Consider the following 26,394-nt stretch of genomic DNA (forward strand, 5'->3'; position numbering starts at 1 on the left):
GTAGCGAAGGGCGTCTGTGCTTTTTTTCATCCTTCACCCTTAATGCCATGAAAACATTGTTGCTGAGCATCGTCGGTTTGATATGCAGTCACTTGGCCTCGGCGCAGCTCACGCCGGCCGACGACAAGGCCATTCGGGCAGTAGTTTCTCATTGGGATGCTAACCTGAACAACCACCGCTTTCAGGAAATGTCGACCTACACGACCAAGGACATCGGCTTCATCACGCCCGTGGGGATGCACTGGAAAGGCCAGTCGCAGCTAATAAAAGGCCATGAGGAGCTTTTCAAGATGTATAAAGGAGTGCCCTTTAAACCTGCCAACACGACCGTACGGGCTATAACCCCAGAAGTGGCAGTCGTGAACGAGGAAATGGCGATTGGCGCTGCATACCCCCCTGACGGGGTAAACCGGGGCACGAACAAAGAAGGCCCCAGTCGGGACCTGGTAACGATGGTGCTGGTGAAGAAAAGCGGCCAATGGCTGGTTGCGGCCGGCCAGGTAACCCAAATCAACGAAAAGGCCATCAAGCAGGCTCATCCCGTAGCCACTACCAAAAAATAAGCATCGGCATAGTCAAGTTTGGTTGGCTAACTCCAAGAGAAAAGCTCCCCGGTAGCTACAGCAGCTGCCGGGTCGCTTTTTTAGTTTCACGGCTAGCGTTGCTCAAGCACCTAGCCCAACAGTTGCTGAAAAGCTGACAGAAATAGCCCCACGTGGTAGCCATCGGCCAGGCCGTGGTGGATGTTGACGGACACTGGCATCAGCGTAGCCGTGCCCTCCACGTAGGTTTGGCCCACCGAAATCTTAGGGCAGCTATCCGGGTGGCTGAAGCTGCGCGCGTGGCTCAGGCCCGTGAAGCGCACCCACGGAATCGCCGAGAAATGGATGACGTCGGGCCGGCTGGTGGCGTCGCTCAGTCGCAGGCCTTGGCTGGCTTGAACTGCCGTGATTTCGGCGTTGGCCGTCGGTAGAAAATCCGCCAGCTCGTCGTGGTGCTCGATAAAGGAAAACCCAAACGTCTGGTCGGCCCGCCCAATGGTGGCCGAGGCGTGAATGCGGTCGTAGCAATACACCTGGCCGTCCTCGATGCGGTAGCGAAAGGCCTCGACCTGGTTTACCGCCTGCAAGGCCGCGTGCAGGTAATAGAGGAAAAATGGCACGCCAAGTCGCTTGGCTTCAGCCAGGGCGCGGGTGCAGTCCACGGTGGCTACCAGGCCGAAAAAAGGCTCCTCAAAGGCGGAGAAGAAGGTGAAATGCTCGCGCCGGTTCCAGCTGGCTAGGTCAAGAAGGTGTTTCATGGGCCGGCAAAGGTCGGCACGGCTAACCGCGCCGCAACTACCCAAGCCGGCGCACGTCGTAGGGCACTGCCAGTCCGAGCAGGGCTGCGGCAATGTGCTCGTCGGAGGCCGAACCAGTGACGGTGATTTCGGCCACTAAGCCGCGTTGCCGGTCGTCGCGCACAGTCATGGAATCCACTGTCAAGTCAGCCACACCCGCCAGGTGGCGAGTGTAAACGCGACTGATTTCCTGCTTCGCCAACCCCGGCTTGAAGATTTTGCCGATGGCCGTGAGCGGCAATTCGGCAGCCGTGTAAACTTGCTTAGGCCAGGCGGCGCGTTCGGGAATGTTGGCTTCGGCAAAAGCCCGCAGGTCGGCCTCCGATACCTGCTGGCCGGGTGCCAGGGTCACATAAGCCACGGGCAGCTCGCCGGCGTGGGCGTCGGGGCTGCCAATTGCGGCGGCCAGCGCCACGGCCGGGTGGGCCATCAGGGCATCCTCAATCACCTTGGGGTCGATGTTGTGACCGCCGCGGATGATGAGCTCCTTTTTGCGGCCCGTAATGTAAAAGCCGCCTTGGGCATCCTGCCGGCCCAGGTCGCCGGTGTTGTAGAAGGGGCCCTGGCCGTCGCCGGTATCTACCCAGATGCCCTTGTTGTGCTCGGGCTGCAGGTAACCATGGAAGATATTGCTGCCCCGCACCACTATCAGGCCGCTTTCTTCGGTGTCGGCTTCGCGCAGGTACTGGCCGGTTTGCTCGTCAAGCACCACGATGCGCACGTCCTGGTAGGGTACGCGCAGGCCAATGCTGCCGGGCATGGGCGGCCCCGCCAACGGCCCCACCACGCTGATGCAGCTGCCTTCGGTGAAGCCATAGCCTTCCACCAGCCGCAGCTTGGTGCGCTGCTCAAACGCCCGCAGCAGCTCAACCGGCAGCGGGGCCGCCCCACAAATGGCGTAGCGCAAGGAGCTCAGGTCGTGCCCGGCCACGGGCAAGTCGAGCAGCCGGCTGAAGATGGTGGGCACGCCGCTAAACAGCGAAATGCGGTAGTGCGCCACCAGCTGCCAGAAATTGTCCAGAATGCCCGGCCCGCGGTAGCCCGCCGGGCTGCCCAGCACCACGGTGTGGCCCAGCAGCCACGGCACGCTGCCCGTCACCACCACGCCGTTGACGTGAAACAGCGGCAAGCCGCAGAAGAACACCAGCCGCTCGGGCTCCGCTTCGCCGCCCAGCAATTGCGCCGAGGCAAAGGTGGTACTCGTGATATTGTAGTGGGTGAGGGGCGCGATTTTGGGGGTGCCCGTGGTGCCGCCGGTATGGAAGTAGCAGGCCACATCGGTCGGCGCGAGTTGGCGGCCCGACACCAGCCGGTCGTTGGGCTGGCGGCGGCTGGCTTCGGCAAAGTCCAGTACCTGTACGCCGGGCAAAGCCGGGCGGCCCTGGCTCAGGCGCAGCGCCCCAAGCAGCAGTCGCTGCGCCAGCGGCAGATAAGGCAACAAATCGACCGTGACCACCGTGCGTACCGTGGGCACCAGCGCCGCCACGGCCTGCACCTTCTGCCAGATATCCGTTTTCGGAAATGCGCGCAGCGTAACGAGCACCTTGGTGCCGGCCGCGTTGAGAATGTCGGCAATCTGGGCCGGCTCCAGCAGCGGATTCAGCGGGTTGACGATTCCGGCGGCTTGCCCACCCCAGAGGGTAAAGTGCGTTTCGGGCAGGTTGGGCAGCAGGTACGACACCACATCGGTGGAACCCACGCCCAGCTCGTGCAGCATGTTGGCCGTCTGGTAGCAGCGCTGTACCAGCTGCGCATACGTAAAATCAACCGACTCCGTGGGCCGCTCCCCACTGAAAACAAAGCGCAACGCCAGCGCCTGGGGGTTGCGCGCCGCGCCGCGCTCCAGCAGGGCCAGTGTATGGGCAGGCACCGGCTGGGCGGCCAGTGGCGTTTGTTCCAGCGTTAAAATGTCGTCGAGGTTGCGGTAGCCCGGCATAGAGAGGGTAGAAAAGCAGCGGCTGATGCCGTTAGAAAGCTGTTTATCCCTCAAAAGTAGGTAGGAAGTAAGCTGGTGTGTGTAGTAATCCGTACTGGCGCCAGTACGGGGGCATGAGTCAGGGCTGCCCGCAACTGGCGCGAGTTTAGCGCCAAATTGAAGCTTGGGAAGCCCGGGCCTGTTCCTTCCAGCGTGGTTCATCCACCCCAAATACCAGCAGCCACCCAATGTTGGCAATGGACCCTATCAGCCCCAGGATTGCAATGACTGGGAACATCTGATAACCCAGCGGGGGCCACAGAAACAGCAGCCACCCTGCTCCGCCCAGCACCGATACCACGCCTAGCCAGGAAGGGAGAAACCAAGACTTGATGATGAGGTAGCCTTTGAGCAAGGCATGAATACCGAAAAAAATCAGCGCGATAGCGGCCCCGTAGTCGTTTATCTTCAGCATGAGCAGGGACAGCCCCGGTAGTTGCTGCGGGCTGAATCCCTGCAGGTAGTGCCGGCCACCAAGCAGCAGGAGCGGGGCGAAGTAGAAGAGACGGGCCAGTATCTTAATGGTACAGCCAACCAGGCTGAAGACTGCCGCCAGCAACGACATGCTTCGATTCACGGGCTTCAGCAAGTCATAAAAGATAACCGTCATCGTAATCTGGCACGCCATCTCAATGAGATAGACCGCGAAACCAGCTCGGTACAGCGACTCGTGGGTCAGAATATTATGGGCGGTAGCCGCCGCATCATCCGCCACTACCAACCGGCCGCTAATAAAGCCTTGGGCCAGGATGCCAGTCAGGATGGTGAGTATGTAAAATCCTGCCCCGATTCTAGCCTTGAGCCGTGGCGACATCTCCGTAACGGGCTCTTTCAGTAATGTTGTTTCCATTGCAGTTTGGGGAGGAAGGTTGGGAGGTAAGCATTTGGCAGGCAGAGTCAAATATAGAAAATTCGGGGCCGGGCCCACCTACAGGAGCAGGCTAGTACTAGTGGTTCCCCCTTTACGCGCGAAACCCTGCCCTCCCGAGATTGGGAAGGCAGGGTTTGGGGGCGATTAAGCTTCGTAAATTTGGCGCCTGTGCCTTTTCACCGAGGTCTAGGTACAGGAGCGGTGAAAAACTCTAAGTGCCTACCAAGTCACTCCGCAGTAATGCGCTGCAGTATGGATAGCCGCACATTCCTCCAACCGGTTTTCAACTTAGAAATGCAAGCCTACTCGCTAACCGATTAGGCACCCGAGCCGGGTTAAGCCGCCGCTGGCTGAATGCCTTGATGGTCCTTGCTCAGTACCGGTTTCCGGGCTTTGCCCTTGGCTCGGCCTTTCTTGAACGTGATGGTCCAGATGCTGTCGTAATCATCGTCGGGCCATTCCTGGGGCTCTTCAATGCCCAGGGCCTTGGCAATTTTAACAATGTTGTGGTGCTCCCATACCAGCAGCACGGTTCCGCGGTGGTGCCGCAACTCTTTAACGAGGCCCTTGATTTCATCGGGGGCGTAGTCGCTGTTGATGGTGAGGTTATGCTGCACGGCGTACGGAAGCACGGTTTGCATCATTCGCACCCGGGTGGTTTCCTCCTTATCGGTACCGATGCACGGCACGTAGGTGAAATGGGGAGGGCGAGGCAGCAAGTTATTGAGCACGTCGGGCAGGGCCAGCGCCCGTTCGAAACCTTTGGCAGAAAGGTTGTCGCCCTCGGTGGGCTTTTCGCCGTGCCGGATAATAACAATCTGGAGCAAAGGGCCTTTAGGAACGGGCGGGGCTTTGGGGTGCACCGGATTGAGATGATACAGCAGAAAAAGCTTGGTTCTATCTAATTCGGTGAAATGGTCTATCATAAGATAAAGGCCGTGATAAGAGGTCGGAAACAAGCATAGAAGGCCCAACCCGGCACCAAGGTAGCTGCGGCATACTAGCCCAGCAGGAGCAGGGTTACAAACAGGCGTTTACCAAGCGCTTTTAACGCTATCACCGCCGCTGCCGAAGCGGGCCGAGTCGCGCCGCCGCGCCCGGCTGGCCCGCGTGGGCGGGGCCCCCATTACGCACAACACCCTGCCCTCCCGAGGTGGGGAAGGCAGGGTGTTGGCGGATGATGTAATGCATGCCAATCTAAGACTCTAATACTGTACGACATCAACGTGTTTTGTAGGAATAGGATGGTTTATTAGTTGAGCAATGACTTTAAAGGAATTAGTCAACTCAAAATCATCGTCAATTGAATTCATTAATCTTATAAATCCGAAAAACTCTGGCTCAGTGTTATGAATAAGAAGAATATTATCACGATTGCCAGCATAGATTTCTCGCAATTCTATTTTGCTTTCGCCGAGTTCGTATGAGAATAGGTATCCTGAATCAAATTTTTCATGAAAAGCATTGTATTCCTTTTGATAATGCTTGTCGTCTGTAATGTAAAACTCATTAGTTGGCATCTTTAATAGACCTTCAATTGACCTAATGAATAATTCTGCAATATCGATAGATTCATTGGCCTCATCAATCGAAGGCGTTTTGTAAAAATGCTCAAGCTTATGTCTTACAACTCTGGTTTCCTCACCAAAAAATTTGGTGCCAAATTCAGTGCGCTGATTAATTTGGATTTGAATGAAGTGTCATTAGCAAGGTCAAAGCATTTTACAAAGGTTTCTACTGACTTTGGTATCTTATGATATTCAATTCCAAGATTGTGTAATACAGTATCAATCTGGCAATCAATTGCTCTTTTAGCGTTTGATATGCTGTTTATAATGCCACGAGATTCTTTAGTACTGATATCTTCTTTGGCGTATTTTAAAAAGTCTCTTGGGTTTATATCAAAGTCATAGTTCAAACTAGTGCCGCCACCGCTCGGGATGATTATTATTTTGGATAAATCGAGTTTGGTGTTCTTTAGCGACTCTTGAAAGGTCATGTCTTCTAATGAAGATAAAACGGGTGTTGCTAGCAATTAGCAACACCCGTTCATTTAGTTGGATAAAGTTATTGCAGCAAAAACCTACATATTCCGCCGGTACTGCCCGCCGACCTCAAACAGTGCATTCGTAATCTGCCCGAGCGAGCAGTATTTCACCGTTTCCATCAACTCGGCGAAGAGGTTGCCGTTGACTACTGCAACTTGCTGCAGCTGCTTGAGCCGCGCCGGTGCCTGGTCGGCGTTGCGCTGGTGTAGCAGGGTGAGCATGTCGATTTGGTACTGTTTTTCCTCCTCCGTGGCGCGGATGACTTCGGCCGGCACTACCGTGGGCGAGCCCTTCGACGAGAGGAAGGTATTCACGCCGATGATGGGGTACTCGCCGGTGTGCTTCAGCATCTCGTAGTGCATGCTCTCCTCCTGGATTTTGCCGCGCTGGTACATGGTTTCCATGGCCCCGAGCACGCCGCCGCGCTCCGTGATGCGGTCAAATTCGAGCAGCACGGCCTCTTCCACCAAGTCGGTTAGCTCCTCGATGATAAAGGAGCCTTGCAGCGGGTTTTCGTTTTTGGCCAGCCCCAGCTCGCGGTTGATGATGAGCTGAATGGCCATGGCCCGGCGCACCGATTCCTCGGTGGGCGTGGTGATAGCCTCATCGTAGGCGTTGGTGTGCAGGGAGTTGCAGTTGTCGTAGATGGCATACAGCGCCTGCAACGTGGTGCGGATGTCGTTGAAGTCGATTTCCTGAGCGTGCAGGCTGCGGCCCGAGGTCTGGATGTGGTACTTCAACATCTGGCTGCGGGCATCGGCGCCGTACTTCAGCTTCATGGCTTTGGCCCAAATGCGGCGCGCCACCCGCCCAATCACGGCGTACTCCGGGTCGATGCCGTTGGAGAAGAAGAAGCTCAGGTTGGGTGCGAAGTCGTTCACGCTCATGCCGCGGCTCACGTAGTACTCCACAAACGTGAAGCCGTTGGAGAGCGTGAGGGCCAGCTGCGTAATCGGGTTGGCGCCGGCCTCGGCAATGTGGTAGCCGGAGATGGACACCGAGTAGAAGTTCCGCACCTTCTGCTGGATGAAGTATTCCTGCACGTCGCCCATCAGGCGCAGGGCAAACTCGGTGCTGAAGATGCAGGTGTTCTGGGCCTGGTCTTCCTTCAGAATGTCGGCCTGCACGGTGCCGCGCACCTGCGTCAGGGTTTTGGCTTTGATGGTGGCGTACACGTTGGCGGGCAGCACCTGGTCGCCGGTCACGCCGAGCAGCATCAGGCCGAGGCCGTCGTTGCCGTCGGGCAATTCGCCCTGGTAGCGGGGGCGGGCCAGGTTCTTCTCCGCATATATCTGGTCGATTTTGGCGTCAACCTCAGCTTCCAGCCCGTGCTCCTTGATATATAGCTCGCACTGCTGGTCGATGGCAGCGTTCATGAAAAACGCCGCCAGTGTAGCGGCTGGCCCGTTAATGGTCATCGAAACCGACGTGCTGGGGTTGGCCAGGTTGAAGCCCGAATAGAGCTTCTTGGCGTCGTCGAGGCAGGCGATGCTCACGCCGGCGTTGCCGATTTTGCCGTAGATGTCGGGCCGCAAATCCGGGTCTTCGCCGTAGAGCGTCACCGAGTCGAAGGCCGTGCTCAGGCGCTTGGCCGGCAGGCCCATGCTCACGTAGTGGAAGCGGCGGTTGGTGCGCTCGGGTCCGCCCTCGCCGGCAAACATGCGGGTGGGGTCTTCGCCCTCGCGCTTGAATGGGAACACGCCGGCCGTGTAGGGGAATTCGCCGGGGAAGTTCTCCTGCATGGCCCAACGCAGGCGGTCGCCCCAGCCAGTGTAGCGCGGCGTGGCCACCTTCGGAATCATGTTGCCCGAGAGCGACTTGGTGTGCGTCTGTACCCGGATTTCCTTGCCGCGCACCGAGTACACGTACTCCGGATTGCGGTAGTTCTGCAGGGTGTTTTCCCAGTTTTCCAGAATGGCCTGGCTGTCGGCGTCGAGCCGGCGGAGCTGGGTTTGCTTGTTCTTGCTAAACTCTTCCACCGAGCTGTCGCCGTCTTTTTTCTCGGCGCGGTAGTGCTCTTCTAGCTTGGCAAAGGCACCGGCTACTTCCGCAATCTGGGCCTGCTCGCGCACGCGCTGGTCGTAGGCGCGGTTGGTTTCGGCAATCTCGGAGAGGTAGCGGGTGCGGTGCGGCGGGATGATGTAAATCTTCTCCGAATCCGACGTGGTGGTTTCCAGGTGAGAGGCGAAGGTGGCGCCGGTTTTGGTTTCCAGCATCTTGAGTACGGCCCGGTAGAGGCGGTTCATGCCGGGGTCATTGAACTGCGAGGCGATGGTGCCGAACACGGGCATTTCGTCCACCGGCTTGTCCCACAGCTGGTGGTTGCGCTGGTACTGCTTGCGCACGTCGCGCAGCGCATCCAGCGCGCCGCGCTTGTCAAACTTGTTCAGGGCAATGACGTCGGCGAAATCGAGCATATCGATTTTCTCCAGTTGCGTGGCCGCGCCGTACTCGGGCGTCATCACGTACAGGCTGGCGTCGGAGTGCTCGATGATTTCGGTGTCGGACTGGCCGATGCCGGAGGTTTCGAGGATAATCAGGTCGTAGTTGGCGGCGCGCACCACATCCACGGCGTCCTGCACGTAGCGCGACAGGGCCAAGTTGCTCTGACGCGTGGCCAGGCTGCGCATGTACACCCGCGGCGAGTTGATGGAGTTCATCCGAATCCGGTCGCCGAGCAGGGCGCCGCCCGTCTTGCGCTTGCTGGGGTCGACGGAAATAATGGCAATGGTCTTATCCGGGAAGTCCATCAAAAAGCGCCGTACCAACTCATCCACCAGCGACGACTTGCCTGCGCCGCCCGTGCCCGTAATGCCAAGAATGGGAGCGGAGTGCCTAGTGCTCAGCTCCTGGTTCTGGTTGTTTTCGTTGAGCTGAAATTCGGCTACCAATTCGCTTTTCACGCGCTCAAACTCCTCGGGAAAGTTCTCCGCCGCCGAAATCAGGCGGCCGATGCTGCGGGCGTCCTTCTCCTTCACGTGGCCGGCCTCGCCGTTCAGGTTCTGGCCCGTGGGGAAGTCGGCTTGCTCCAGCAGGTTGTTAATCATGCCCTGCAGGCCCATGGCGCGGCCATCGTCGGGCGAGTAGATGCGAGTAATGCCATAGCCTTGCAGCTCGGCAATTTCGGTGGGCAGAATCACGCCGCCGCCGCCGCCAAAGATTTTGATGTGGCCCGCGCCTCGCTCCTTCAGCAGGTCGTGCATGTACTTGAAGTACTCGTTGTGCCCGCCCTGGTAGCTGGTGATGGCAATGGCCTGGGCATCTTCCTGAATGGCGCAATCCACGATTTCCTGCACCGAGCGGTTGTGGCCGAGGTGAATCACCTCGGCGCCGCTACTCTGAATGATGCGGCGCATGATGTTGATGGCCGCGTCGTGGCCGTCGAACAGCGCGGCAGCGGTGACAATGCGAACGTGGTTTTTGGGCTTGTAGGGCGCAACGGGAGCTTGCATGAGCAGGGGAGTAGCGAGTGGGAATTTGACGGGGTGAAGGTACGAAAGAAGCCCCGGCGCGGTGGCACCGGGGCTTTTTGAAACGGAAGGATAGGAATGTTTGGGAGCCTAAGCAGCCGCTTTTTCTTTAGCTCTGGGCTTGGCGTTGGGAATCAGGTTGTGCGGGTTCAGCACAAACTTCTTGGCCACCCCGCTATCAAACTCGGCGTAGCCTTCGGGGGCTTGGTCGAGCGTAATAACTTCCACGTTTACGGCTTTGGCAATCTGCACCTTGTCGTACAAAATGGCCTGCATGAGCTGGCGGTTGTAGCTCAACACCGGCGTCTGGCCGGTATAGAAAGAGTGGCTCTTAGCCCAGCCCAGGCCGAAACGGATGGACAAGCTGCCCTTCTGCGCGGCCTTGTCCTGCGCGCCTGGGTCGGCGGTTACGTACAGCCCGGGAATGCCGATGGAACCACCGGCGCGAGCAATTTCCATGAGCGAGTTGAGCACGGCAGCGGGCACTTCCTCCTTCGCCGTCCGGCCCTCCCCGTGGGCTTCGAACCCCACGCAATCGACTGCACAGTCAACTTCAGGTACTCCCAGAATCTGGGCGATTTGCTGCGCCAAGGTGGCATCCTTGGTCAGGTCCACGGTTTCGCAGCCGAAGGAGCGGGCGTGGGCCAGGCGGGCTTGGTTCAGGTCACCCACAATTACCACGGCCGCGCCCAGTAATTGAGCTGAAGCGGCGGCCGCCAGCCCAACTGGCCCGGCCCCGGCGATGTACACCGTGGCCCCCGGCCGCACGCCGGCGCGGATGGCGCCGTGGAAACCGGTGGGGAAAATGTCGCTCAGCATTGTCAGGTCACGGATTTTCTCCATGGCCTGGGCCTTGTCCGGGAATTTCAGCAGGTTGAAATCGGCGTAGGGCACCATCACATATTCGGCCTGCCCGCCGACCCACCCGCCCATGTCGACGTAGCCATAAGCGCCACCGGCGCGGCCCTCGTTCACGGTCAGGCAGATGCCGGTTTGCTGCTCGCGGCAGTTGCGGCAGCGCCCACAGGCCACGTTAAACGGCACCGACACCAGGTCGCCTTTTTTCAGAAACTCCACGTCGTCGCCGGTCTCGATGATCTCGCCCGTGATTTCGTGGCCCAGCACCAGGCCAGGTGCTGCCGTGGTCCGACCGCGCACCATGTGCTGGTCGGAACCGCAGATGTTGGTGGACACCACTTTCAAAATGGCCCCGTGAGTGATTTTTCGGCCCTTGGGGTTTTTCAGCTCCGGAAAATCTATGACTTGAACCTCGACTTTGCCGGGTCCCAGGTACACTACGCCTCGATTGTTTGCCATAGCTATAGGAAATTAGGAGTGAGAGAAAAACCTGTCAGGGACCAGTCGCGGCGCGGTGGTTATTGGGCTGGTTGGGCTAAGGCCTGCACGCCGGCTTGGGCTACGGCGTGGTCGTTTTCGACCGAGTCACCGGATACGCCAATGGCGCCCATAAAGCCGCCGCTACGCCCCGGGATGGGGATGCCGCCGGGGAACGTGATGAGGCCGCTGTTGGAATGCTCGATGTTGAACAGGGCGCCGCCAGGCTGCGAAATCTTGCCGATTTCGCCGGTGGGCATGTCGAAAAAGCGGGCCGTTTTGGCCTTCTTAATGGAGATGTCGAGCGAACCCAGCCAAGCGTCGTCCATGCGAATGAAAGCCACGAGGTTGGCGCCCGCATCGACCACGGCGATGTTCATCTTGACATTCAGCTCAATGGCTTTCTGGTGAGCGGCCTGGAGGGCCGTTTGTGCTTGTGCTAGGGTAATGCCCATAGTGCTGGTTGGTTAAGAAGGGAAAAGGGTGTGCTGCCCCAGAGGCGGGGCAGTGTTCTTAACCCAACTCGCAGTCCTGGCATTTGGTTACGACGGCCCAGCTACCAATTTCGCCAGAGTTCTCCTTTACCCATGGCTACCCCGGCACCTTAGCCAAATAATACCGGCGGGCTCAGCGCCAGGCGCCAGGCTATCGCCACTACCACAGCCAGCCCAACCAGACCCCAGGCGACATACGTTGGTTTGGGGCGGCGCACCGTTTCCGAAAACACCTCGTTCTGACAGCTAAGTGCTAGGGGCAGTATCAGCAGGCCCATCATTAATAAGTGCAGGCCTTCGTGTAGCGTAAAATACGGGACCTTGGTGAGGGCGATAAAGATGCCCCCGGCCAACCAGGGGATAAACAAGGTAAAAACCACCATGAGCCGCCGGTTTTCGTAGCGCATCACCGTGCGGGAGTCGTGGGCCTGCAGGAAAGCCACGGCCGCAAAGTAGCCCAGGGCCAGTTGCACCAAGCCGGCAATAATGGCCAGCAGCACGTTCGCCACGTTGCCCATGCGCAGCACCCAGTCGGGCACGTACCAGAATCCCGAATGCGTAAACGTGTCGGCAAGCAAGGCGCCAAATACCGCGTTGCAGCTGTGAAAAGCCACCCAGAGCAAAAGCAGCTTCATCTGGCCGCGTTGAGCCCGTTTTTGCCGCCAGAACCACCAGAACGCGCCTATCCCTAATAGGAAGCAAACCGCTGGCCCCACGCTGTATACGGCGATGACGGCCGCACTGAACCACTCATTGTCGGCCAAGCTATAAGTGATAACGCTGGGGTTCCAGCGGCCGCGGAGCTCGTAAAAGAGTGATACTTCCATCTTCGCCGCCTGGTGCAGGCCCCACACCAGGTAGTAAGCCAATACATACAAGGCCGTGCCGTTGAGGGCGGAAATCAGGAACTTGCTTGTATTGGTTTGCTGAGGAGCCGACGACGGCGTAGCGGTTTCCGGTTGCATAGGCGGACTTTACAAATCGCATAAAATAAGGCGAATCGGCAAAACTAAGCAGCTCAGCCCAATTGTTCCTAGGCTGCCCCGGGACGGCCAAATGGCTCCCGGCTGGCTTTTGCGCCCTACGGTTCGTACCTTCGCGGACTGAAAAACTGCCCTCTGTGAAGAATATTCGTAACTTTTGCATCATTGCCCACATCGACCACGGTAAAAGCACGTTGGCTGACCGCCTGCTTGAGTTTACCAGCACCGTGGCCAAGCGCGACATGCAGGCCCAGCTGCTCGACAACATGGACCTGGAGCGCGAGCGCGGCATCACCATCAAGAGCCACGCCATCCAGATGCAGTTTCCCTACAAAGGGGAAATCTACACGCTGAACCTGATTGACACCCCTGGCCACGTCGACTTTAGCTACGAGGTGAGCCGCAGCATTGCCGCCTGTGAAGGCGCCCTGCTGATTGTGGACGCCTCGCAAGGCATCGAAGCCCAGACTATTTCCAACCTGTACCTCGCCATCGGGGCCGACCTGGAAATCATTCCGGTGCTCAATAAAATTGACCTGCCCCACGCCATGCCGGAGGAGGTAACTGACGAAATCGTGGACCTTATCGGCTGCAAGCCGGAGGATATTCTCCATGCCTCGGGCAAAACCGGCATCGGCATCGAAGCCATTCTTAATGCCATCTGCGACCGCATTCCGGCCCCCAAAGGCGACCCGGAAGCTCCATTGCAGGCGCTGATTTTCGACTCGGTTTATAACTCATACCGCGGTATCGAAGTCCTGTTCCGCATCAAGAACGGCACGATGCGTAAGGGCGACAAGGTGAAGTTCATGGCCACGGGCAAGGAGTACGGCGCCGATGAAATCGGCATTCTGGGCCTGAACCAGGAGCCGCGCCAGGAAATGAGCGCCGGCAATGTGGGCTACCTCATCTCGGGCATCAAAGAAGCCCGCGAAGTGAAAGTGGGCGACACGATTACGCACGTGGCACGGCCCACCACCGAAGCTATTCTGGGCTTTGCCGATGTGAAGCCGATGGTATTCGCCGGTATCTACCCCGTCGAAACCACCGAGTACGAGGAGTTGCGCTCGTGCATGGAAAAACTCCAGCTCAACGATGCCTCGCTGGTGTGGGAGCCCGAAACGTCGGTGGCGCTGGGCTTCGGCTTCCGTTGCGGCTTCCTGGGCATGCTCCACATGGAAATTGTGCAGGAGCGTCTGGAGCGCGAGTTCAACATGACGGTTATTACCACGGTGCCCAGCGTGCAGTTTCACGCCATCGGCACCAAGGACCAGATGCTGACCATCAACGCGCCATCCGAAATGCCGGAGCCGAACCTGATTAAGCTCATCGAAGAGCCCTTTATCAAGGCGCAGATTATTACGGCTGCGGAATACGTGGGGCCCATCATCACGCTGTGCATGGACAAGCGCGGCATCATCAAGGGCCAGTCCTACCTCACTTCCGAGCGGGTGGAAATGACTTTCGAGCTGCCGCTCTCCGAAATCGTATTCGACTTCTTCGACAAGCTCAAAACCATCAGCCGTGGCTATGCCTCGCTCGATTACGAGCTGATAGGCTTCCGCGAAGCCGATATGGTGAAGCTCGATGTGATGCTGAACGGCGAAAAGGTCGATGCCCTGTCGGCCATCGTGCACCGCTCCAAGAGTTACCAATGGGGTAGCCGCCTCTGCGAGAAGCTACGCGAGCTGCTGCCCCGCCAGATGTTCGATATTGCCATTCAGGCTTCCATCGGCCAGAAAATTATCGCCCGTGAAACCGTCAAGGCCCTGCGCAAAAACGTTATTGCCAAGTGCTACGGCGGCGACATCAGCCGCAAGCGCAAGCTGCTCGAAAAGCAGAAAGAAGGCAAGAAGCGGATGCGCTCCGTGGGCTCTGTCGAAATTCCGCAAGAAGCCTTCCTGGCAGTTTTGAAAATCGATTGATTTGTAAAGAGCGGCTTTCGGGCCGCTCTTTTTTTATGGTCCCGCTAGCGAAGGAAGCATCTTATCACGGCCTCTTTCGTCAGAATTTACAAACCCATGCGGCGCGAGGCGTGAAAAGGTCCTTCGCGGTGTTCAGGATGACAGCCACTTTATGAGCCCAGTTCAAACCAACAACCTCATCGACGGCAAACAAACCGCCGAGGACATCAAGGCCGAAATTGCTATTGAGGTAGCAGCCCTGAAAGCCGCCGGCGAAAAGGTGCCGCACCTGGCCGCCATCCTCGTGGGCCACGACGGAGGCTCCGAAACCTATGTGCGCAACAAGGTGCTGGCCTGCGAGCGGGTAGGCTTTCAATCCACCCTGTTACGCTACGAAGACGACATCAGCGAGGCGGACCTATTGGCTAAAGTTGACGAGCTAAACAACGACCCCGAGATTGACGGCTTCATTGTGCAACTGCCGTTGCCGGCCCACATCAACCCTGAGAAAGTCATCGAAGCCATTCGGCCGGAGAAAGACGTGGATGGCTTTCACCCGATGAACATAGGGCGTATGGTAGCCGGATTGCCGGCCTTGCTGCCCGCCACCCCGTCCGGCATTGTAGAGCTGCTCAGCCGCTGGGGTATCAAAACCAGTGGCAAACACTGCGTGGTTATTGGTCGTTCTAATATCGTGGGTACGCCGGTTAGCATTCTGTTAGCCAAAAATTTGGATACGGCGAACTGCACTGTTACTTTATGCCATTCTCGCACGCAGAACCTGGCCGAAATCTGTCGGACGGCCGACATCGTGGTGGCCGCCATTGGCCGGCCCGAGTTTGTGACGGCCGACATGGTGCGGCCCGGCGCCGTGGTGATTGATGTGGGCACAACGCGCGTTGCCGACGCGACCAAGAAGAGTGGCTATGCCCTAAAAGGCGACGTGAACTTTGCGGAAGTAGCTCCCTTGGCTTCAGCCATTACCCCGGTGCCAGGGGGCGTGGGCCCGATGACCATTGCCATGCTGTTGTTGAACACCCTACGCGCCGCCAAAGGCGAAATATATCCCAAATTAGGAAGCTGATTTTTGGAATATTTGGTTAAGCTATCCGCAAACCGTACTTTTAAAGTCCGGCATTGGGAACGGTGTGTTCCTGTGCCAGCGTTCAGTAAGCTTAGCTTTCTGTCGATTTTCGTTATGATTCCTGTGAGTATACTTTCTTCTGATATTATTGCACCGAGTGGTGCTACTGCCGCTTCGGAAGCCGGCGTAATGCTGCCTGTTATGGAGCAGTTTTACACCATCCAGGGCGAGGGTTACAACACCGGCCGGGCAGCCTATTTCATTCGGCTCGGCGGCTGCGACGTGGGCTGCCATTGGTGCGACGTAAAGGAGTCGTGGGATGCCAATGCGCACCCCCGCCAATCAGTTGCCCAGCTGGTGGATGCTGTGCTGGCGCACCCGGGCCGCGATGTGGTGATTACCGGCGGCGAGCCGCTGATGCACGAGCTGGGCCCACTCACGGCGGCCCTGCAGGCAGCGGGCTGCCGCACCTGGCTCGAAACCTCGGGCGCCCACCCGCTCTCCGGCACCTGGGATTGGATATGCCTTTCGCCTAAAAAGTTTAAAGCGCCGCTGCCCGATGTGCTGGCGGCGGCCCATGAGCTAAAGGTGGTCGTGTTTAATGGCCACGATTTTGCATGGGCCGAAGAACACGCGGCGCTGGTACCCGCCAGCACCCGCCTATACTTACAGCCGGAATGGAGCCGCGCGGCTCGCATGACGCCCGAACTGGTGGAGTATGTGAAGCAGCACCCGCGCTGGCAGGTGTCGCTTCAAACCCACAAATACCTTGACATCCCGTAGCCTATCCTATGCGTTGCAATTCAGTGTTGGGGGCGTTCCGCCTCGGAATGATGTTTCTGTTGTGGCTGGCCACGGCGGAAACCGCTTGGAGCCAGTTGCCCGTCAAGGTGCAAACGCCCACCAACACCAAGGCCCGCAACCTGCTTGAGAAAGCCCAGCAGCAAACCAAGGAACGGGACTTTATCAAGGCCATCGAGACGCTAAACCAGCTCAACGAGAAGTTCCCCTCTTTCGGGGAGCCTTACTTGCTGAAAGGCTCGTTGCTGAAAGCCATTGGCGACAACCGAGGAGCCTTGGCCGCCTACCGCGACGGCCTCACCAAAGTGCCCACAGATGCGGTACATGCGTCGGAATACCAAATGCTCGGTGACCTGGCCTTGAGCTACGGCGAGTACCAAACGGCAATGGATGCCTACAAGCAGCTGCTGAAAGTTGCCCCCAAAACGCAGAAGAACCTGGCCAAATCGCAGCGCCAGCTGCTGACCTGTGAGTTTGCACTTGAGGCCATGAAGCACCCCGTGGGCGAGGCGCCCGTGCCGTTGCCCGCGCCAATGAACAGCTTTAAGTTTCAGTACTTCCCAGCCCTGACGGCGGACAACCGCTTCCTACTGTTCACGGGCCGCCCGGCCGCCAGCAGTGGCGAGGATTTATTTGTAAGCCGGCAAAACAAGGACGGCTCGTTTGGGGCACCAGTATCGATATCGCCGGCCATCAACACGAGCTACAACGAGGGAGCCGGCTCAATTTCGGGCGATGGCAAAACCCTGGTTTTTGCTTCCTGCGACCGGCCCAAGGCCATTGGCAACTGCGACCTGTACATTTCGCGCCGTACCGGTAACAACTGGAGCAAGCCCGTAAACCTCGGCACCAACGTCAACTCCACGGAGTGGGACTCGCAGCCTACCCTATCGGCCGATGGGCGCACGCTGTACTTCACCTCGACCCGCCGCGGTGGCCAAGGCCAGGAAGATATTTACATAACTACTCTTCAGCCCGATGGTAACTGGAGCGCGGCAAAGAACCTGGGCACCCCCGTAAATACGCCAGGCAAGGACATGGCCCCGTTTATTCACGCCAGCGGCACCACCCTCTACTACGTGACCGATGGACTGGTGGGCATGGGTGGGCTCGACGTGTTTCGGTGCGAGAAAACCGCAACCGGCAAGTGGAGCGAGCCCCGCAACCTGGGCTACCCGCTCAATACCTTCGAAAACGAAGCCTCGCTCTTCATAACCTCGGACAATCAGAAAGGCTTTTGTTCGCGCAGCCGCGTGTCGGATGAGCCGCTGAATGGGGCCCGCATGTCGCGCGAGCGGCCCGTAGAGCTGTTTAGCTTTTCGGTGCCCGCGCCGGTGAAAGCCCGCGAAACCAGTACCTATACCCAGGGCCGCGTGTTTGATGCCATCACCAAAAAACCGCTCAAGGCCGAGGTAAAGCTATACGACGTGGAAACCGACGAGCTGACGCAGTTCGTGACCTCTGACCCGGAGTATGGAGACTACACGGTGGTGCTGAACGAAGGGCACCACTACGCCATGTACGCGGCCGCCGATAAGTACCTGCTCAAAAGCCTCAGCTTCGATTATACTGACCAGCACACCTTCGACCCGCTAACGCTGGACATTTACCTGGAGCCGGTGCGCTCGGGGCGCAGCGTGGTGTTGAACAACCTGTTTTTTGATACCAATAAGTACGACCTGAAGCCGCAGTCGCGCACGGAGCTGAACCGGCTCATTGAGTTTTTGCGGCAATACCGGGACGTGCAAATCGAGGTATCGGGCTACACCGACAACGTGGGCACGCCCGAGGCCAACCTCCAGTTATCGGAGCGGCGAGCGCAGTCGGTGGTGGCTTACCTATCCAGCCACGGCATTTCGCCCAATCGCCTGCGCTCCAAAGGGTACGGCGAGGGCCATGCGCTGGCTGCCAACGACACCGAAGGCCACCGCCAGCTCAACCGCCGCATCGAGCTTCATATCCTTTAAGCAGTTTTGGGGCAAACCACAGCATTGAGGCAACCTTAGCGAAAAGGCTGACATCGTGATTTTACTTAAAGTAATACTTTAGATAAGTGGAAATATAATAGGATTTGCGCTCAAAAAAATATGGCTCGCCCGTTGGCGGGCTTTTTTTTTGTCTCATTGCGGAGTTTTTCTAATTAAAACAAGGGGCTATAAATGAGTTATTTATATGTAGGCAAAGAAACTGGTTGGTTAAAAAAGTGCCAAAAAAAATTATTTGTATTCAAAAAAATATTGTGCTTACGTTTGGTCCAGTCAATCACCAACGAATTGGCCATTCACTCATCTTTTCACCATTACCTACTACCCATGAAAACTTTGTTCCTGGCTGCCTGCATTACGGCAAGTGTTTGTTCGGCTTCGGCTGCTGTAGCAGGTGGACCCGGCGATGGCGCCTATTCGCAGGCCATGATTAGCCGCGCTACTACGCTTACCCGGGCCCTGGCCAACCGCATCCATTTCAACGAGGCGCAGTACGTGGCCGTGAAGCAGCTGCACCTGAACATGCTCACTGAGCGCCGTGACCTGGAGATTCTCCTCAATGGCGCCAGCGCCGAAGAGCGTGACGCCCAGCTCTCGTGGGCCCAGCAGCGCTACGAAAGCGACCTGATGTACTTGCTCAAGCCGCAGCAGCTGGTGGCCTACCAGTCGCTCCGCACCAACTTTACCGCACACAGCCTGAAGTAATTGCTTAGCAGTGGCCCCACCGAGGTTGGGGCCACCATCCTGCATTTATGAAACAGTTCGAATACCGTCTGCTGGATACCGTTAGCGGCTTTTTCAGCGGCATTGACTTCCAGGAATTAACCAACCATCTGAATGGCATGGGCAGGGAAGGGTGGGAGGTGGTGTCCGTCGTGGATACTATTTTCACCTCAAACCGCACGCGAGGGCTGCTCATCACGCTGAAGCGGGAGCTTTCATCGTAAATCAGGCGATAAATTCTAACTGGTCGACTTAAAAGGCGAAAGGCCCACGAAACCAAATTTGGTTTCGTGGGCCTTTCGCCTTTTAAGCGGGCTTGAGCTTAGGCTCGCTCGGCCATGGGTACGTAGTCACGCTCCAATTCGCCGGTATAAATCTGGCGGGGGCGGCCGATGGGCTCTTTGTTTTCGCGCATTTCCTTCCACTGGGCAATCCAGCCGGGCAGGCGGCCCAGGGCAAACATCACCGTGAACATCTCGGTGGGGATGCCCAGGGCTTTGTAAATGATGCCCGAGTAGAAGTCAACGTTGGGGTACAGCTTGCGCTCGATGAAGTACTGGTCGGTGAGGGCGGCTTGCTCCAGCTCCTGAGCGATTTTCAGCAGCGGGCTGTCTTGCAGGCCCAGGGCTTGCAGCACCTCGTCGGCCGCCTTCTTAATGATGGTGGCGCGGGGGTCGAAGTTCTTGTACACGCGGTGGCCGAAGCCCATGAGGCGGAACGAGTCGTTCTTGTCCTTGGCCTTGGCAATAAACTTGCTGGTGTCGCCGCCGTCGGCCTGAATGGCTTCCAGCATCTCAATCACCTCCTGGTTAGCGCCGCCGTGCAGGGGGCCCCACAGGGCGTTGATGCCAGCCGAAACCGAGCCGTACAGGCTGGCATTTGCCGAGCCTACGAGGCGCACGGTGCTGGTGGAGCAGTTCTGCTCGTGGTCGGCGTGCAGGATGAGCAGCTTATTGATAGCGCTTACTACTACGGGGTTGATTTCATACTTCTCGGTGGGGAAGCTGAACATCATGTACAGGAAGTTGGCGCAGTAGTCGAGGTCGTTGCTCGGGTAGTTGAGCGGGTGACCCATGTTGTTTTTGTAAGTCCAGGCCGCGATGGTGGGCATTTTGGCCAGCAGGCGGATGATGTTCAGCTCCATTTCCTCGGGGCTGAGGTCGGGCGACACGCTCTGGGGATAGAAGCCCGTGAGCGCGCAGATGAGCGACGACAGGATGGCCATGGGGTGTGTGGCCGAGGGAAAACCGTCGAAAATCTTCCGCATGTCCTCGTGCACCAGCGTGTGCTTGGTGATTTGGCCGTTGAAATGCTTCAGCTCAGCCTCGGTGGGCAGGGCGCCATAAATCAACAGATAAGCTACTTCCAGAAAGCTCGACTTTTCGGCCAGCTGCTCGATGGGGTAGCCCCGGTAGCGGAGAATGCCTTCCTCGCCGTCGAGGAAAGTGATGGCGCTTTTGGTGGCGCCGGTGTTTTTGTAGCCTGAATCGAGGGTGACATAACCGGTTTGGTCACGCAACTTGCCGATGTCAAACGCCTTTTCGTGTTCGGTACCTTCAATGACGGGCAAGCTAATAGATTTGCCGTCGAGGATAAGTTCAGCAGATTCTGCCATGGGCGGGAGGGATGTGAGGGGAATTTCAGTGCGAAACTAAGGCATAAGCCGTGAGCCGGGAAATTTTCCGGCTATTCGACCCGGCATTAGTACAGGATAACTAGCGTGCAGGTTCGATAAAAAGGAGATAGGTATTGAGCTAATCAGTTATTTGCCGATGCAGAACTGCGTGAAAATGCTGGTGAGCAGGTCTTCGGAAGATATTTCCCCAGTAATCTCACCCAAAGCGGCCAGGGCGTGGCGCAGGTCGGCGGCCAGCAGTTCGGTGCCCTGACCGGTATCCAAACCTGCCTGGACTGCCATGAGGTGCGCGGCGGCCGTTTCAAGTGCGCGGGCATGGCGCACATTGGTCACGATGGTAGCCGAAGCGGTGTTCTCCAGCGTGGAGCCGCGCACTTCGGTCAGCAATGCCGTCTGCAGTTCTTCCAAACCACGCTTCTGGCCGGCAGCCACCAGCACCAGGGGCGTGGAACTGGCCAAGCCTGCCTGCGCTGAATGAAATTGAGCTAAAAAAGTGCCTTGAGCCTCAGGCGTCGCCAAATCGGTTTTGTTGCCCACCGCCAGCACCGGCAAGGCCAGGCCCGTGGTGAGCTCCTGGATTTCGGCCACTACCTCCGCCGGCGTCATTTCGGTCAGGTCGAACAGGTAAAGCAGCAGTGCGGCCTGGCGCACGCGCTGGCGGGTGCGGCTCACGCCAATGGCCTCAACCTCATCGGCGGGGTTGTCGCGCAGGCCGGCGGTGTCCACGAAGCGAAACCGGAGGCCGTCGATGCTGACCTCGTCTTCAATAAAGTCGCGGGTGGTGCCCGGAATGGCCGACACAATAGCACGCTCCTCGCGTAGCAAGGCATTGAGCAGTGTAGACTTGCCGGCATTGGGCCGCCCGGCAATGACCACGGTAATGCCATTCTTGATGACGTTGCCGAGTTCGAAGGAGTGGAGCAGCCCGGCCACTACCCCGCGCACTTCATTCAGGAGTTGGGCCAGGCCGGTGCGGTCGGCAAACTCCACGTCTTCTTCGCCAAAATCCAGCTCAAGTTCCAGCAAGGCCGCGAACTTGATGAGCCGGGCCCGGAGCTCGCGCAGCTCCTGCGAGAAGCCGCCCCGCAGTTGGTTCAGCGCCACCCGGTGGCTCAGGGCCGAGTCGGAGGCGATGAGGTCGGCCACGGCTTCGGCCTGGGCCAGGTCCATGGCCCCATTCAGAAAAGCCCGCTTGGTAAACTCGCCGGCTTCGGCCAGGCGGGCGCCTTGGCGCAGGAGCAGGCCCAGCACCTGGCGCACCACGTAGTCGGAGCCGTGGCAGCTGATTTCTACTACGTCTTCGCGGGTGAACGAGCGCGGGCTGCGGTAAAGCGCCGCTACTACTTCGTCCAGGATTTCTCCCGTGCCGGGGTCGCGCAGGGTGCCGTAGTGCAGGGTATGGCCCGCGGCGTTGGGCAAGCTTTTCTTGGAGAAAACCGAAGCCGTGATGGCGATGGCCGCCGGGCCCGACAGGCGAACCACTGCCAACGCGCCCGCGCCGGGAGGCGTCGACAAGGCGACAATGGTATCGGAAAAAATGGTTTGAACCACGGAAGTATTGGAAGATGTTGGATGCCGCGAATTGAGCTGGCTATTCCGTGGGAAAGGCTATTCGGTTACAAACAAATTGCAGCTCACTTCGGCTGAAATCAATGTGGTGCGTTCCCGGTTAATTCTGATTTCGAATGAATTATCAAATACAACCTTATCCAATACTTCAACCAATGCGCCGAGCTGCAGCCCAACTTTGTCGAGGTACTGCAGGAAGGGTGCTGTGGTATTTTTGACCGCGGCCAGAGTGCCCCGCTCGCCCACTTCGAGGTCGGCCAGCAGGCGGTGTGTGGGCCGGCGCATGGCGCCGTCCTCGGCCGGAATGGGGTCGCCGTGCGGGTCCAGTGCCGGGAAGCCCAGGAAGGCATCGAGGCGGCGCATGAGCAGCGGCGACTGCACGTGCTCGAGCTCCTCGGCTACTTCGTGCACCTCGTCCCAGTTGAAGCCCAACTGCTGCACCAGGAACACTTCCCAGAGGCGGTGCTTGCGAATGGTGAGTAGGGCCACGCGCTGGCCCTCGGTGGTGAGCTGCACGCCGCGGTATCGCTCATACGCCAGAAGGCCTTTGTCGGCGAGGCGGCGGAGCATATCCGTGACGGAGGCAGCCCGGGTGTCCAGGGCCGCGGCAATGCGGTTGGTGCTCACGCCCGCCGTGTCCGGCTCTGCCTCGGCCAGTTTATAGATGGCCTTCAGGTAGTTTTCCTCGGTGTGGCTCGGCAGCTTGGAGGGTAGCGCTGGCAGGGTGGTAGGATTCATGCGGGCCGAGCCTGGGTAGTTTCTTTAAATGCCGCACCGCGTTGCGGAGTTCTTACACCCCTCAACTATTTCGCGCCGCTGGCTAAAAATGCTTCGACAATAACACTCGGCTCTCTAAAAAAGCCCTTAGAATTTCAGCAAGGCCGAAGCCCAGGTAAAACCGCTGCCGAACGCCGCCAGGCAAACCAGGTCGCCGCGTTTTATTTTGCCTTCTTGTACGGCTTCGCTCAGGGCAATGGGCACCGAGGCGGCGGTGGTGTTGCCGTAGCGCTGGATATTGCTGAACACCTTGTCGTCGGACAAGCCCATTTTCTGCTGCACGTACTGGGTGATGCGCAGGTTGGCCTGGTGCGGGATGAGCATGTCGATGTCGGAAGCCTGCAGGCTGTTCTGGTCTAGCGCTTCCTTAATGACCTGCGGGAAGCGGACCACGGCGTTCTTGAACACGTTCTGGCCGTTCATGTAGGGGTAGAGCTCCTGCGGGTTATCGAGTACGTACTGCACGCGGTTGTTGCGGTTGGAGCCGGGCTCCTTCACAATCAGCTCCTCGGCATGCTCGCCCTGGGCGTGCAGGTGGGTGCTGAGAATGCCCTGGCCGTCCTGCGTGCTGGGCCGCAGCACTACCGCGCCGGCGCCATCGCCGAAGATGACCGACACCGTGCGGCCTTCGGCCGACTTGTCGAGGCCGGAAGAGTGGATTTCGGAGCCCACCACCAGCACGGTGTCGTACATGCCGGTGCGGATAAATTGGTCGGCTACCGACAGGGCGTAGATGAAGCCCGAGCACTGGTTGCGCACGTCGAGCGCGGGCGCGTTGTTGGTCATGCCCAGCTCGCGCTGCAGCAGCACGCCGGAACCCGGGAAGAAGTAATCGGGGGAGAGCGTGGCGAACACAATCAGCTGCACGTCGTCGGGCGTCACGCCCGCCATCTCCAGGGCCTTGCGGGAAGCATTGGCGCCCATGTTGGCCGTGGTGTCTTTCCCTTCCTCAAACCAGCGCCGCTCCTTGATGCCGGTCCGCTCCTGAATCCAGGCATCGGAGGTGTTCATCATCGGCTCAAGCTCGGCGTTGGTAACTACCCGGCTGGGTACGTAGTGGCCGACACCGGCAATGTAAGAGTGACGTAGGGTTGCCATGGATGACGAAAAAAGGAGTGGGAATTCGGAGTGAAAGTGAGATGCAGCGGCCAGGGCCGGCTAAGGTCAAGCTGCACAGCTGACGTAAAATGGGGGCAAAGGTGGCAGGTTAAACGAGAGAATCCAGCAAAAGACACAATTTTTTGCCTTCCTCGGCCCACAGAACTTCGGTGGGTATGCCTAAAGGATAAAAATTGCTGCTTCGCAAGCTGGCCACCAGGGCGGGGCCGTCGGCCGGTTTGGCAAAGTCCAGCTCCAGGCCGGCGCCGTATTTCTGGAGCAGCGCCTGCCACAGCGGGTTGGGCGAGGCGATAACCGGCAGGCCGTGGGCCAGGTATTCAAACAGCTTGGTGGGGCGGCAGCGTTCCGTGCTGGTGTGGGGCCGGTAGGGCAGCAGCCCTAGGTGGCTTTGCTGGATGGCCGCCACGATAGCCGCGTGCGGCACCGGCACCGCGCCGCCGCTCAGGCTAAGCCAAGAGGGATGTTGGGCTACCTTCTCCTCAAGCTCCCGGAGCAAGGCCGGCTGCTGGCAAAAGCCCATAATGGTGAGCTGGGCGCCGCCCGGCCAGGCATACTGGAGCTGCTGGGTTAGCGCAATGGCTTCCCACACCCCATTGAGCTCCGAGATGGTGCCCGAAAAAAGAAGCCGGAGCGGCATCTCCGGAAAGGGCAGCCGCTTGGGCTGGGTTGGCAATGGCTCGCCGGGGCCGGGCTGGTATTTGTTTTCCAGCACGACGACGCGGCCGTTGGGCTGGGCTGCTAAAAATGGCAGCTCCTCGGCGTAGCTGGCTTCGGCCAGAATAATCCCGGCCGCCCGGCCAGCCGCCAATGACTCAACCCAGCGCAGGCCCGCGGCCAGCCAGCGGCGGGTCATGCCTTGGTAGACGTGCTGGGTAGATACGTTCAGCGCGTAGTTTTCGCGGATGTCGTACATGAATTTGCGGCCGGGCGCCAACCATTGCCACAGCATGGTAAGGGGCAAGAGCTCCGGCGCATGCACGATAACCACGCTGGGGGCCAGCTGCTGCAAAAGCCGCCAGTAGTTAAGCTGAGCACCGAGCCGGGCCAGGCTGAGCCGCGACCCGTTAAAAATGGCGTGCTGGTGAACGCCCTCGGCCTGGTTGTCAGCGCTGGTTTTGCCGGCTGGGCTGCCGCGCCCGGCCACGTGAACCTCCGTATTGGGCCGGCTGCGCAGGGTTTCGGCAAATTTGCCCCACATACGGGTATCGTCAACCGGTTTCAAAACGGAAGCCAGCAGAACCACTAATTGAGACGAACCCGAGCCAAGCACGGGCCAAAGATGCTAGTTTTGCCCTTATTTATCTTGCGCCAGCCGCCATACCTCATGCCCGACCAAACCTCCACCCTCAGCCTTTCGGCCACGCAAACCCTCGTTGAAAGCGCCTGGGCCGACCGCGCCCTGCTCCAGACCCCCGAAACCAAAGCCGCCATCGAGCACGTCATCGAAGAGCTGGACAAAGGCCGCCTGCGCGTAGCCACCCCGCCCACCGAAGACGGCGGCGAGTGGACCATCAACGAGTGGGTGAAAAAGGCCGTGATACTTTACTTCCCCATCCGCCAGATGAACACGCAGGAAGTCGGCCCCTTTGAGTACCACGACAAAATGCTGCTCAAAACCGACTACGCCGGCCAGCAGGTGCGCGTGGTGCCACCGGCCGTGGCCCGCTACGGCGCGTTTCTGGCCCCCGGCGTCATCCTGATGCCCAGCTACACCAACATCGGCGCCTATGTGGGCGAGGGCACCATGGTGGACACCTGGGCCACGGTGGGCTCCTGCGCACAAGTTGGCAAAGGCGTGCACCTGAGCGGGGGCGTGGGCCTGGGCGGCGTGCTCGAGCCAGTGCAAGCCGCGCCGGTCATCATCGAAGACGGAGCCTTCATCGGCTCGCGCAGCATCCTGGTCGAAGGCTGCCGCATTGGCAAAGAAGCCGTGATTGGCGCGGGCGTTACCATCACCGGCAGTACCAAGATTATAGACGTAACCGGTGCCGAGCCCAAGGAGTACCGCGGCTATGTGCCGCCCCGCTCCGTGGTTATTCCCGGCTCAATTCCCAAGCAGTTCCCCGCCGGCGAATACCAGGTGCCTTGTGCTTTGATTATCGGCCAGCGCAAGCCCAGCACGGACCTGAAAACGTCGCTCAATGACGCCCTGCGTGATTTTGGCGTTTCGGTATAATCCAGCGGCTTCTTTCGGGATTATAATAATTCCGCATAAGAATTAGCAGGCGATTAAATAGCAACAATTAAAAAGGCCACTCGCATGAGTGGCCTTTTTAATTGT

The 26,394-nt window shown here is 58.6% G+C and carries 23 protein-coding genes; 8 read left to right on the forward strand and 15 right to left on the reverse strand.

Going from position 1 to position 26,394, the window contains the following annotated elements:
• Positions 1–47: 47 nt before the first annotated feature.
• Positions 48–563 (forward strand): SgcJ/EcaC family oxidoreductase, encoded by a 516-nt coding sequence (locus LJ738_RS05490; protein ID WP_227785304.1) that lies wholly within the window; start codon positions 48–50, stop codon positions 561–563.
• A 110-nt stretch (positions 564–673) separates the two neighbouring features.
• Here LJ738_RS05490 and LJ738_RS05495 read toward each other — a convergent pair whose 3' ends face one another.
• The 10 genes from LJ738_RS05495 to LJ738_RS05540 all read right to left on the reverse strand — a co-directional run bounded on the left by LJ738_RS05495 (position 674) and on the right by LJ738_RS05540 (position 12,497).
• Positions 674–1,300, reverse strand: coding sequence for a chloramphenicol acetyltransferase (locus LJ738_RS05495; RefSeq protein WP_227785305.1), 627 nt, complete (start codon positions 1,298–1,300; stop codon positions 674–676).
• A 37-nt stretch (positions 1,301–1,337) separates the two neighbouring features.
• Positions 1,338–3,275 (reverse strand): acyl-CoA synthetase, encoded by a 1,938-nt coding sequence (locus tag LJ738_RS05500; RefSeq protein ID WP_262907580.1) that lies wholly within the window; start codon positions 3,273–3,275, stop codon positions 1,338–1,340.
• Between the two features lie 145 nt (positions 3,276–3,420).
• Positions 3,421–4,164, reverse strand: a complete 744-nt coding sequence (locus LJ738_RS05505) for a DUF4386 domain-containing protein (RefSeq protein ID WP_227785307.1) — start codon at positions 4,162–4,164, stop codon at positions 3,421–3,423.
• A gap of 356 nt (positions 4,165–4,520) precedes the next feature.
• Positions 4,521–5,111 carry a histidine phosphatase family protein gene (locus tag LJ738_RS05510; RefSeq protein ID WP_227785308.1) on the reverse strand — a complete coding sequence of 197 codons (591 nt, stop codon included), beginning with the start codon at positions 5,109–5,111 and terminating at the stop codon, positions 4,521–4,523.
• 279 nt (positions 5,112–5,390) lie between these two features.
• The gene (locus LJ738_RS05515) at positions 5,391–5,705 is read right to left on the reverse strand and encodes a hypothetical protein (protein WP_227785309.1); all 315 of its coding nucleotides are present in this window, start codon (positions 5,703–5,705) and stop codon (positions 5,391–5,393) included.
• Between the two features lie 104 nt (positions 5,706–5,809).
• Entirely contained in the window at positions 5,810–6,184 is a 375-nt protein-coding gene (locus LJ738_RS05520; RefSeq protein ID WP_227785310.1) for a hypothetical protein, read from the reverse strand.
• Between the two features lie 84 nt (positions 6,185–6,268).
• Positions 6,269–9,685: a methylmalonyl-CoA mutase family protein gene (locus tag LJ738_RS05525; protein WP_227785311.1), complete on the reverse strand. Its 3,417-nt coding sequence runs from the start codon at positions 9,683–9,685 to the stop codon at positions 6,269–6,271.
• 108 nt (positions 9,686–9,793) lie between these two features.
• On the reverse strand, positions 9,794–11,020 hold the full coding sequence (gene fdhA / locus LJ738_RS05530) for a formaldehyde dehydrogenase, glutathione-independent (protein WP_227785312.1): 1,227 nt from the start codon (positions 11,018–11,020) through the stop codon (positions 9,794–9,796).
• 59 nt (positions 11,021–11,079) lie between these two features.
• A complete protein-coding gene (locus LJ738_RS05535) occupies positions 11,080–11,493 on the reverse strand; it encodes a GlcG/HbpS family heme-binding protein (RefSeq protein ID WP_227785313.1) in 414 nt (137 codons plus the stop codon).
• 149 nt (positions 11,494–11,642) lie between these two features.
• The gene (locus tag LJ738_RS05540; RefSeq protein ID WP_227785314.1) at positions 11,643–12,497 is read right to left on the reverse strand and encodes a hypothetical protein; all 855 of its coding nucleotides are present in this window, start codon (positions 12,495–12,497) and stop codon (positions 11,643–11,645) included.
• Between the two features lie 155 nt (positions 12,498–12,652).
• Here LJ738_RS05540 and lepA point away from each other — a divergent pair, with 155 nt between their 5' ends.
• The 6 genes from lepA (at position 12,653) to LJ738_RS05570 (ending at position 19,236) form a co-directional block, all read left to right on the forward strand.
• Positions 12,653–14,440, forward strand: coding sequence for a translation elongation factor 4 (lepA, locus tag LJ738_RS05545; RefSeq protein ID WP_227785315.1), 1,788 nt, complete (start codon positions 12,653–12,655; stop codon positions 14,438–14,440).
• 151 nt (positions 14,441–14,591) lie between these two features.
• Positions 14,592–15,503, forward strand: coding sequence for a bifunctional 5,10-methylenetetrahydrofolate dehydrogenase/5,10-methenyltetrahydrofolate cyclohydrolase (locus LJ738_RS05550; protein ID WP_227785316.1), 912 nt, complete (start codon positions 14,592–14,594; stop codon positions 15,501–15,503).
• Between the two features lie 201 nt (positions 15,504–15,704).
• Positions 15,705–16,286, forward strand: coding sequence for a 7-carboxy-7-deazaguanine synthase QueE (locus LJ738_RS05555; protein ID WP_227785317.1), 582 nt, complete (start codon positions 15,705–15,707; stop codon positions 16,284–16,286).
• 8 nt (positions 16,287–16,294) lie between these two features.
• On the forward strand, positions 16,295–18,271 hold the full coding sequence (locus tag LJ738_RS05560; protein ID WP_227785318.1) for an OmpA family protein: 1,977 nt from the start codon (positions 16,295–16,297) through the stop codon (positions 18,269–18,271).
• A gap of 345 nt (positions 18,272–18,616) precedes the next feature.
• Positions 18,617–18,994 (forward strand): hypothetical protein, encoded by a 378-nt coding sequence (locus LJ738_RS05565; RefSeq protein WP_227785319.1) that lies wholly within the window; start codon positions 18,617–18,619, stop codon positions 18,992–18,994.
• Positions 18,995–19,041: 47 nt separating this feature from the next.
• The gene (locus tag LJ738_RS05570; RefSeq protein ID WP_227785320.1) at positions 19,042–19,236 is read left to right on the forward strand and encodes a DUF4177 domain-containing protein; all 195 of its coding nucleotides are present in this window, start codon (positions 19,042–19,044) and stop codon (positions 19,234–19,236) included.
• A 98-nt stretch (positions 19,237–19,334) separates the two neighbouring features.
• On the opposite strand, the gene LJ738_RS05575 is transcribed toward LJ738_RS05570, so the two are convergent.
• The 5 genes from LJ738_RS05575 to LJ738_RS05595 all read right to left on the reverse strand — a co-directional run bounded on the left by LJ738_RS05575 (position 19,335) and on the right by LJ738_RS05595 (position 25,311).
• Positions 19,335–20,627, reverse strand: a complete 1,293-nt coding sequence (locus LJ738_RS05575) for a citrate synthase (protein WP_227785321.1) — start codon at positions 20,625–20,627, stop codon at positions 19,335–19,337.
• A gap of 147 nt (positions 20,628–20,774) precedes the next feature.
• Positions 20,775–22,199 carry a tRNA uridine-5-carboxymethylaminomethyl(34) synthesis GTPase MnmE gene (gene mnmE, locus LJ738_RS05580; RefSeq protein WP_227785322.1) on the reverse strand — a complete coding sequence of 475 codons (1,425 nt, stop codon included), beginning with the start codon at positions 22,197–22,199 and terminating at the stop codon, positions 20,775–20,777.
• Between the two features lie 57 nt (positions 22,200–22,256).
• Complete coding sequence (locus LJ738_RS05585) at positions 22,257–22,955, reverse strand: metal-dependent transcriptional regulator (RefSeq protein ID WP_227785323.1); 699 nt, start codon at positions 22,953–22,955, stop codon at positions 22,257–22,259.
• Positions 22,956–23,081: 126 nt separating this feature from the next.
• A complete protein-coding gene (locus tag LJ738_RS05590; protein ID WP_227785324.1) occupies positions 23,082–24,092 on the reverse strand; it encodes a 3-oxoacyl-ACP synthase III family protein in 1,011 nt (336 codons plus the stop codon).
• 109 nt (positions 24,093–24,201) lie between these two features.
• On the reverse strand, positions 24,202–25,311 hold the full coding sequence (locus LJ738_RS05595) for a glycosyltransferase (protein ID WP_227785325.1): 1,110 nt from the start codon (positions 25,309–25,311) through the stop codon (positions 24,202–24,204).
• Between the two features lie 126 nt (positions 25,312–25,437).
• Between LJ738_RS05595 and LJ738_RS05600 the strand changes: the two genes are divergently transcribed.
• Entirely contained in the window at positions 25,438–26,289 is an 852-nt protein-coding gene (locus tag LJ738_RS05600; RefSeq protein WP_227785326.1) for a 2,3,4,5-tetrahydropyridine-2,6-dicarboxylate N-succinyltransferase, read from the forward strand.
• The last annotated feature ends 105 nt before the right edge of the window (positions 26,290–26,394 follow it).

The organism is Hymenobacter plasmatis, assembly GCF_020711255.1.
GTDB lineage: Bacteria > Bacteroidota > Bacteroidia > Cytophagales > Hymenobacteraceae > Hymenobacter.

Bases quoted from the DNA above. Each gene is read 5' to 3' on its own strand.
- LJ738_RS05575 (WP_227785321.1), bottom strand. From the start codon at position 20,627: ATGGCAGAATCTGCTGAACTTATCCTCGACGGCAAATCTATTAGCTTG.
- LJ738_RS05500 (WP_262907580.1), bottom strand. From the start codon at position 3,275: ATGCCGGGCTACCGCAACCTCGACGACATTTTAACGCTGGAACAAACG.
- LJ738_RS05535 (WP_227785313.1), bottom strand. From the start codon at position 11,493: ATGGGCATTACCCTAGCACAAGCACAAACGGCCCTCCAGGCCGCTCAC.
- LJ738_RS05495 (WP_227785305.1), bottom strand. From the start codon at position 1,300: ATGAAACACCTTCTTGACCTAGCCAGCTGGAACCGGCGCGAGCATTTC.
- LJ738_RS05540 (WP_227785314.1), bottom strand. From the start codon at position 12,497: ATGCAACCGGAAACCGCTACGCCGTCGTCGGCTCCTCAGCAAACCAAT.
- LJ738_RS05585 (WP_227785323.1), bottom strand. From the start codon at position 22,955: ATGAATCCTACCACCCTGCCAGCGCTACCCTCCAAGCTGCCGAGCCAC.
- LJ738_RS05505 (WP_227785307.1), bottom strand. From the start codon at position 4,164: ATGGAAACAACATTACTGAAAGAGCCCGTTACGGAGATGTCGCCACGG.
- LJ738_RS05565 (WP_227785319.1), top strand. From the start codon at position 18,617: ATGAAAACTTTGTTCCTGGCTGCCTGCATTACGGCAAGTGTTTGTTCG.
- LJ738_RS05590 (WP_227785324.1), bottom strand. From the start codon at position 24,092: ATGGCAACCCTACGTCACTCTTACATTGCCGGTGTCGGCCACTACGTA.
- LJ738_RS05510 (WP_227785308.1), bottom strand. From the start codon at position 5,111: ATGATAGACCATTTCACCGAATTAGATAGAACCAAGCTTTTTCTGCTG.
- LJ738_RS05520 (WP_227785310.1), bottom strand. From the start codon at position 6,184: ATGACCTTTCAAGAGTCGCTAAAGAACACCAAACTCGATTTATCCAAA.
- LJ738_RS05550 (WP_227785316.1), top strand. From the start codon at position 14,592: ATGAGCCCAGTTCAAACCAACAACCTCATCGACGGCAAACAAACCGCC.
- LJ738_RS05525 (WP_227785311.1), bottom strand. From the start codon at position 9,685: ATGCAAGCTCCCGTTGCGCCCTACAAGCCCAAAAACCACGTTCGCATT.
- LJ738_RS05595 (WP_227785325.1), bottom strand. From the start codon at position 25,311: ATGTGGGGCAAATTTGCCGAAACCCTGCGCAGCCGGCCCAATACGGAG.
- LJ738_RS05555 (WP_227785317.1), top strand. From the start codon at position 15,705: ATGGAGCAGTTTTACACCATCCAGGGCGAGGGTTACAACACCGGCCGG.
- fdhA (WP_227785312.1), bottom strand. From the start codon at position 11,020: ATGGCAAACAATCGAGGCGTAGTGTACCTGGGACCCGGCAAAGTCGAG.
- LJ738_RS05560 (WP_227785318.1), top strand. From the start codon at position 16,295: ATGCGTTGCAATTCAGTGTTGGGGGCGTTCCGCCTCGGAATGATGTTT.
- LJ738_RS05515 (WP_227785309.1), bottom strand. From the start codon at position 5,705: ATGCCAACTAATGAGTTTTACATTACAGACGACAAGCATTATCAAAAG.
- LJ738_RS05490 (WP_227785304.1), top strand. From the start codon at position 48: ATGAAAACATTGTTGCTGAGCATCGTCGGTTTGATATGCAGTCACTTG.
- LJ738_RS05570 (WP_227785320.1), top strand. From the start codon at position 19,042: ATGAAACAGTTCGAATACCGTCTGCTGGATACCGTTAGCGGCTTTTTC.
- LJ738_RS05600 (WP_227785326.1), top strand. From the start codon at position 25,438: ATGCCCGACCAAACCTCCACCCTCAGCCTTTCGGCCACGCAAACCCTC.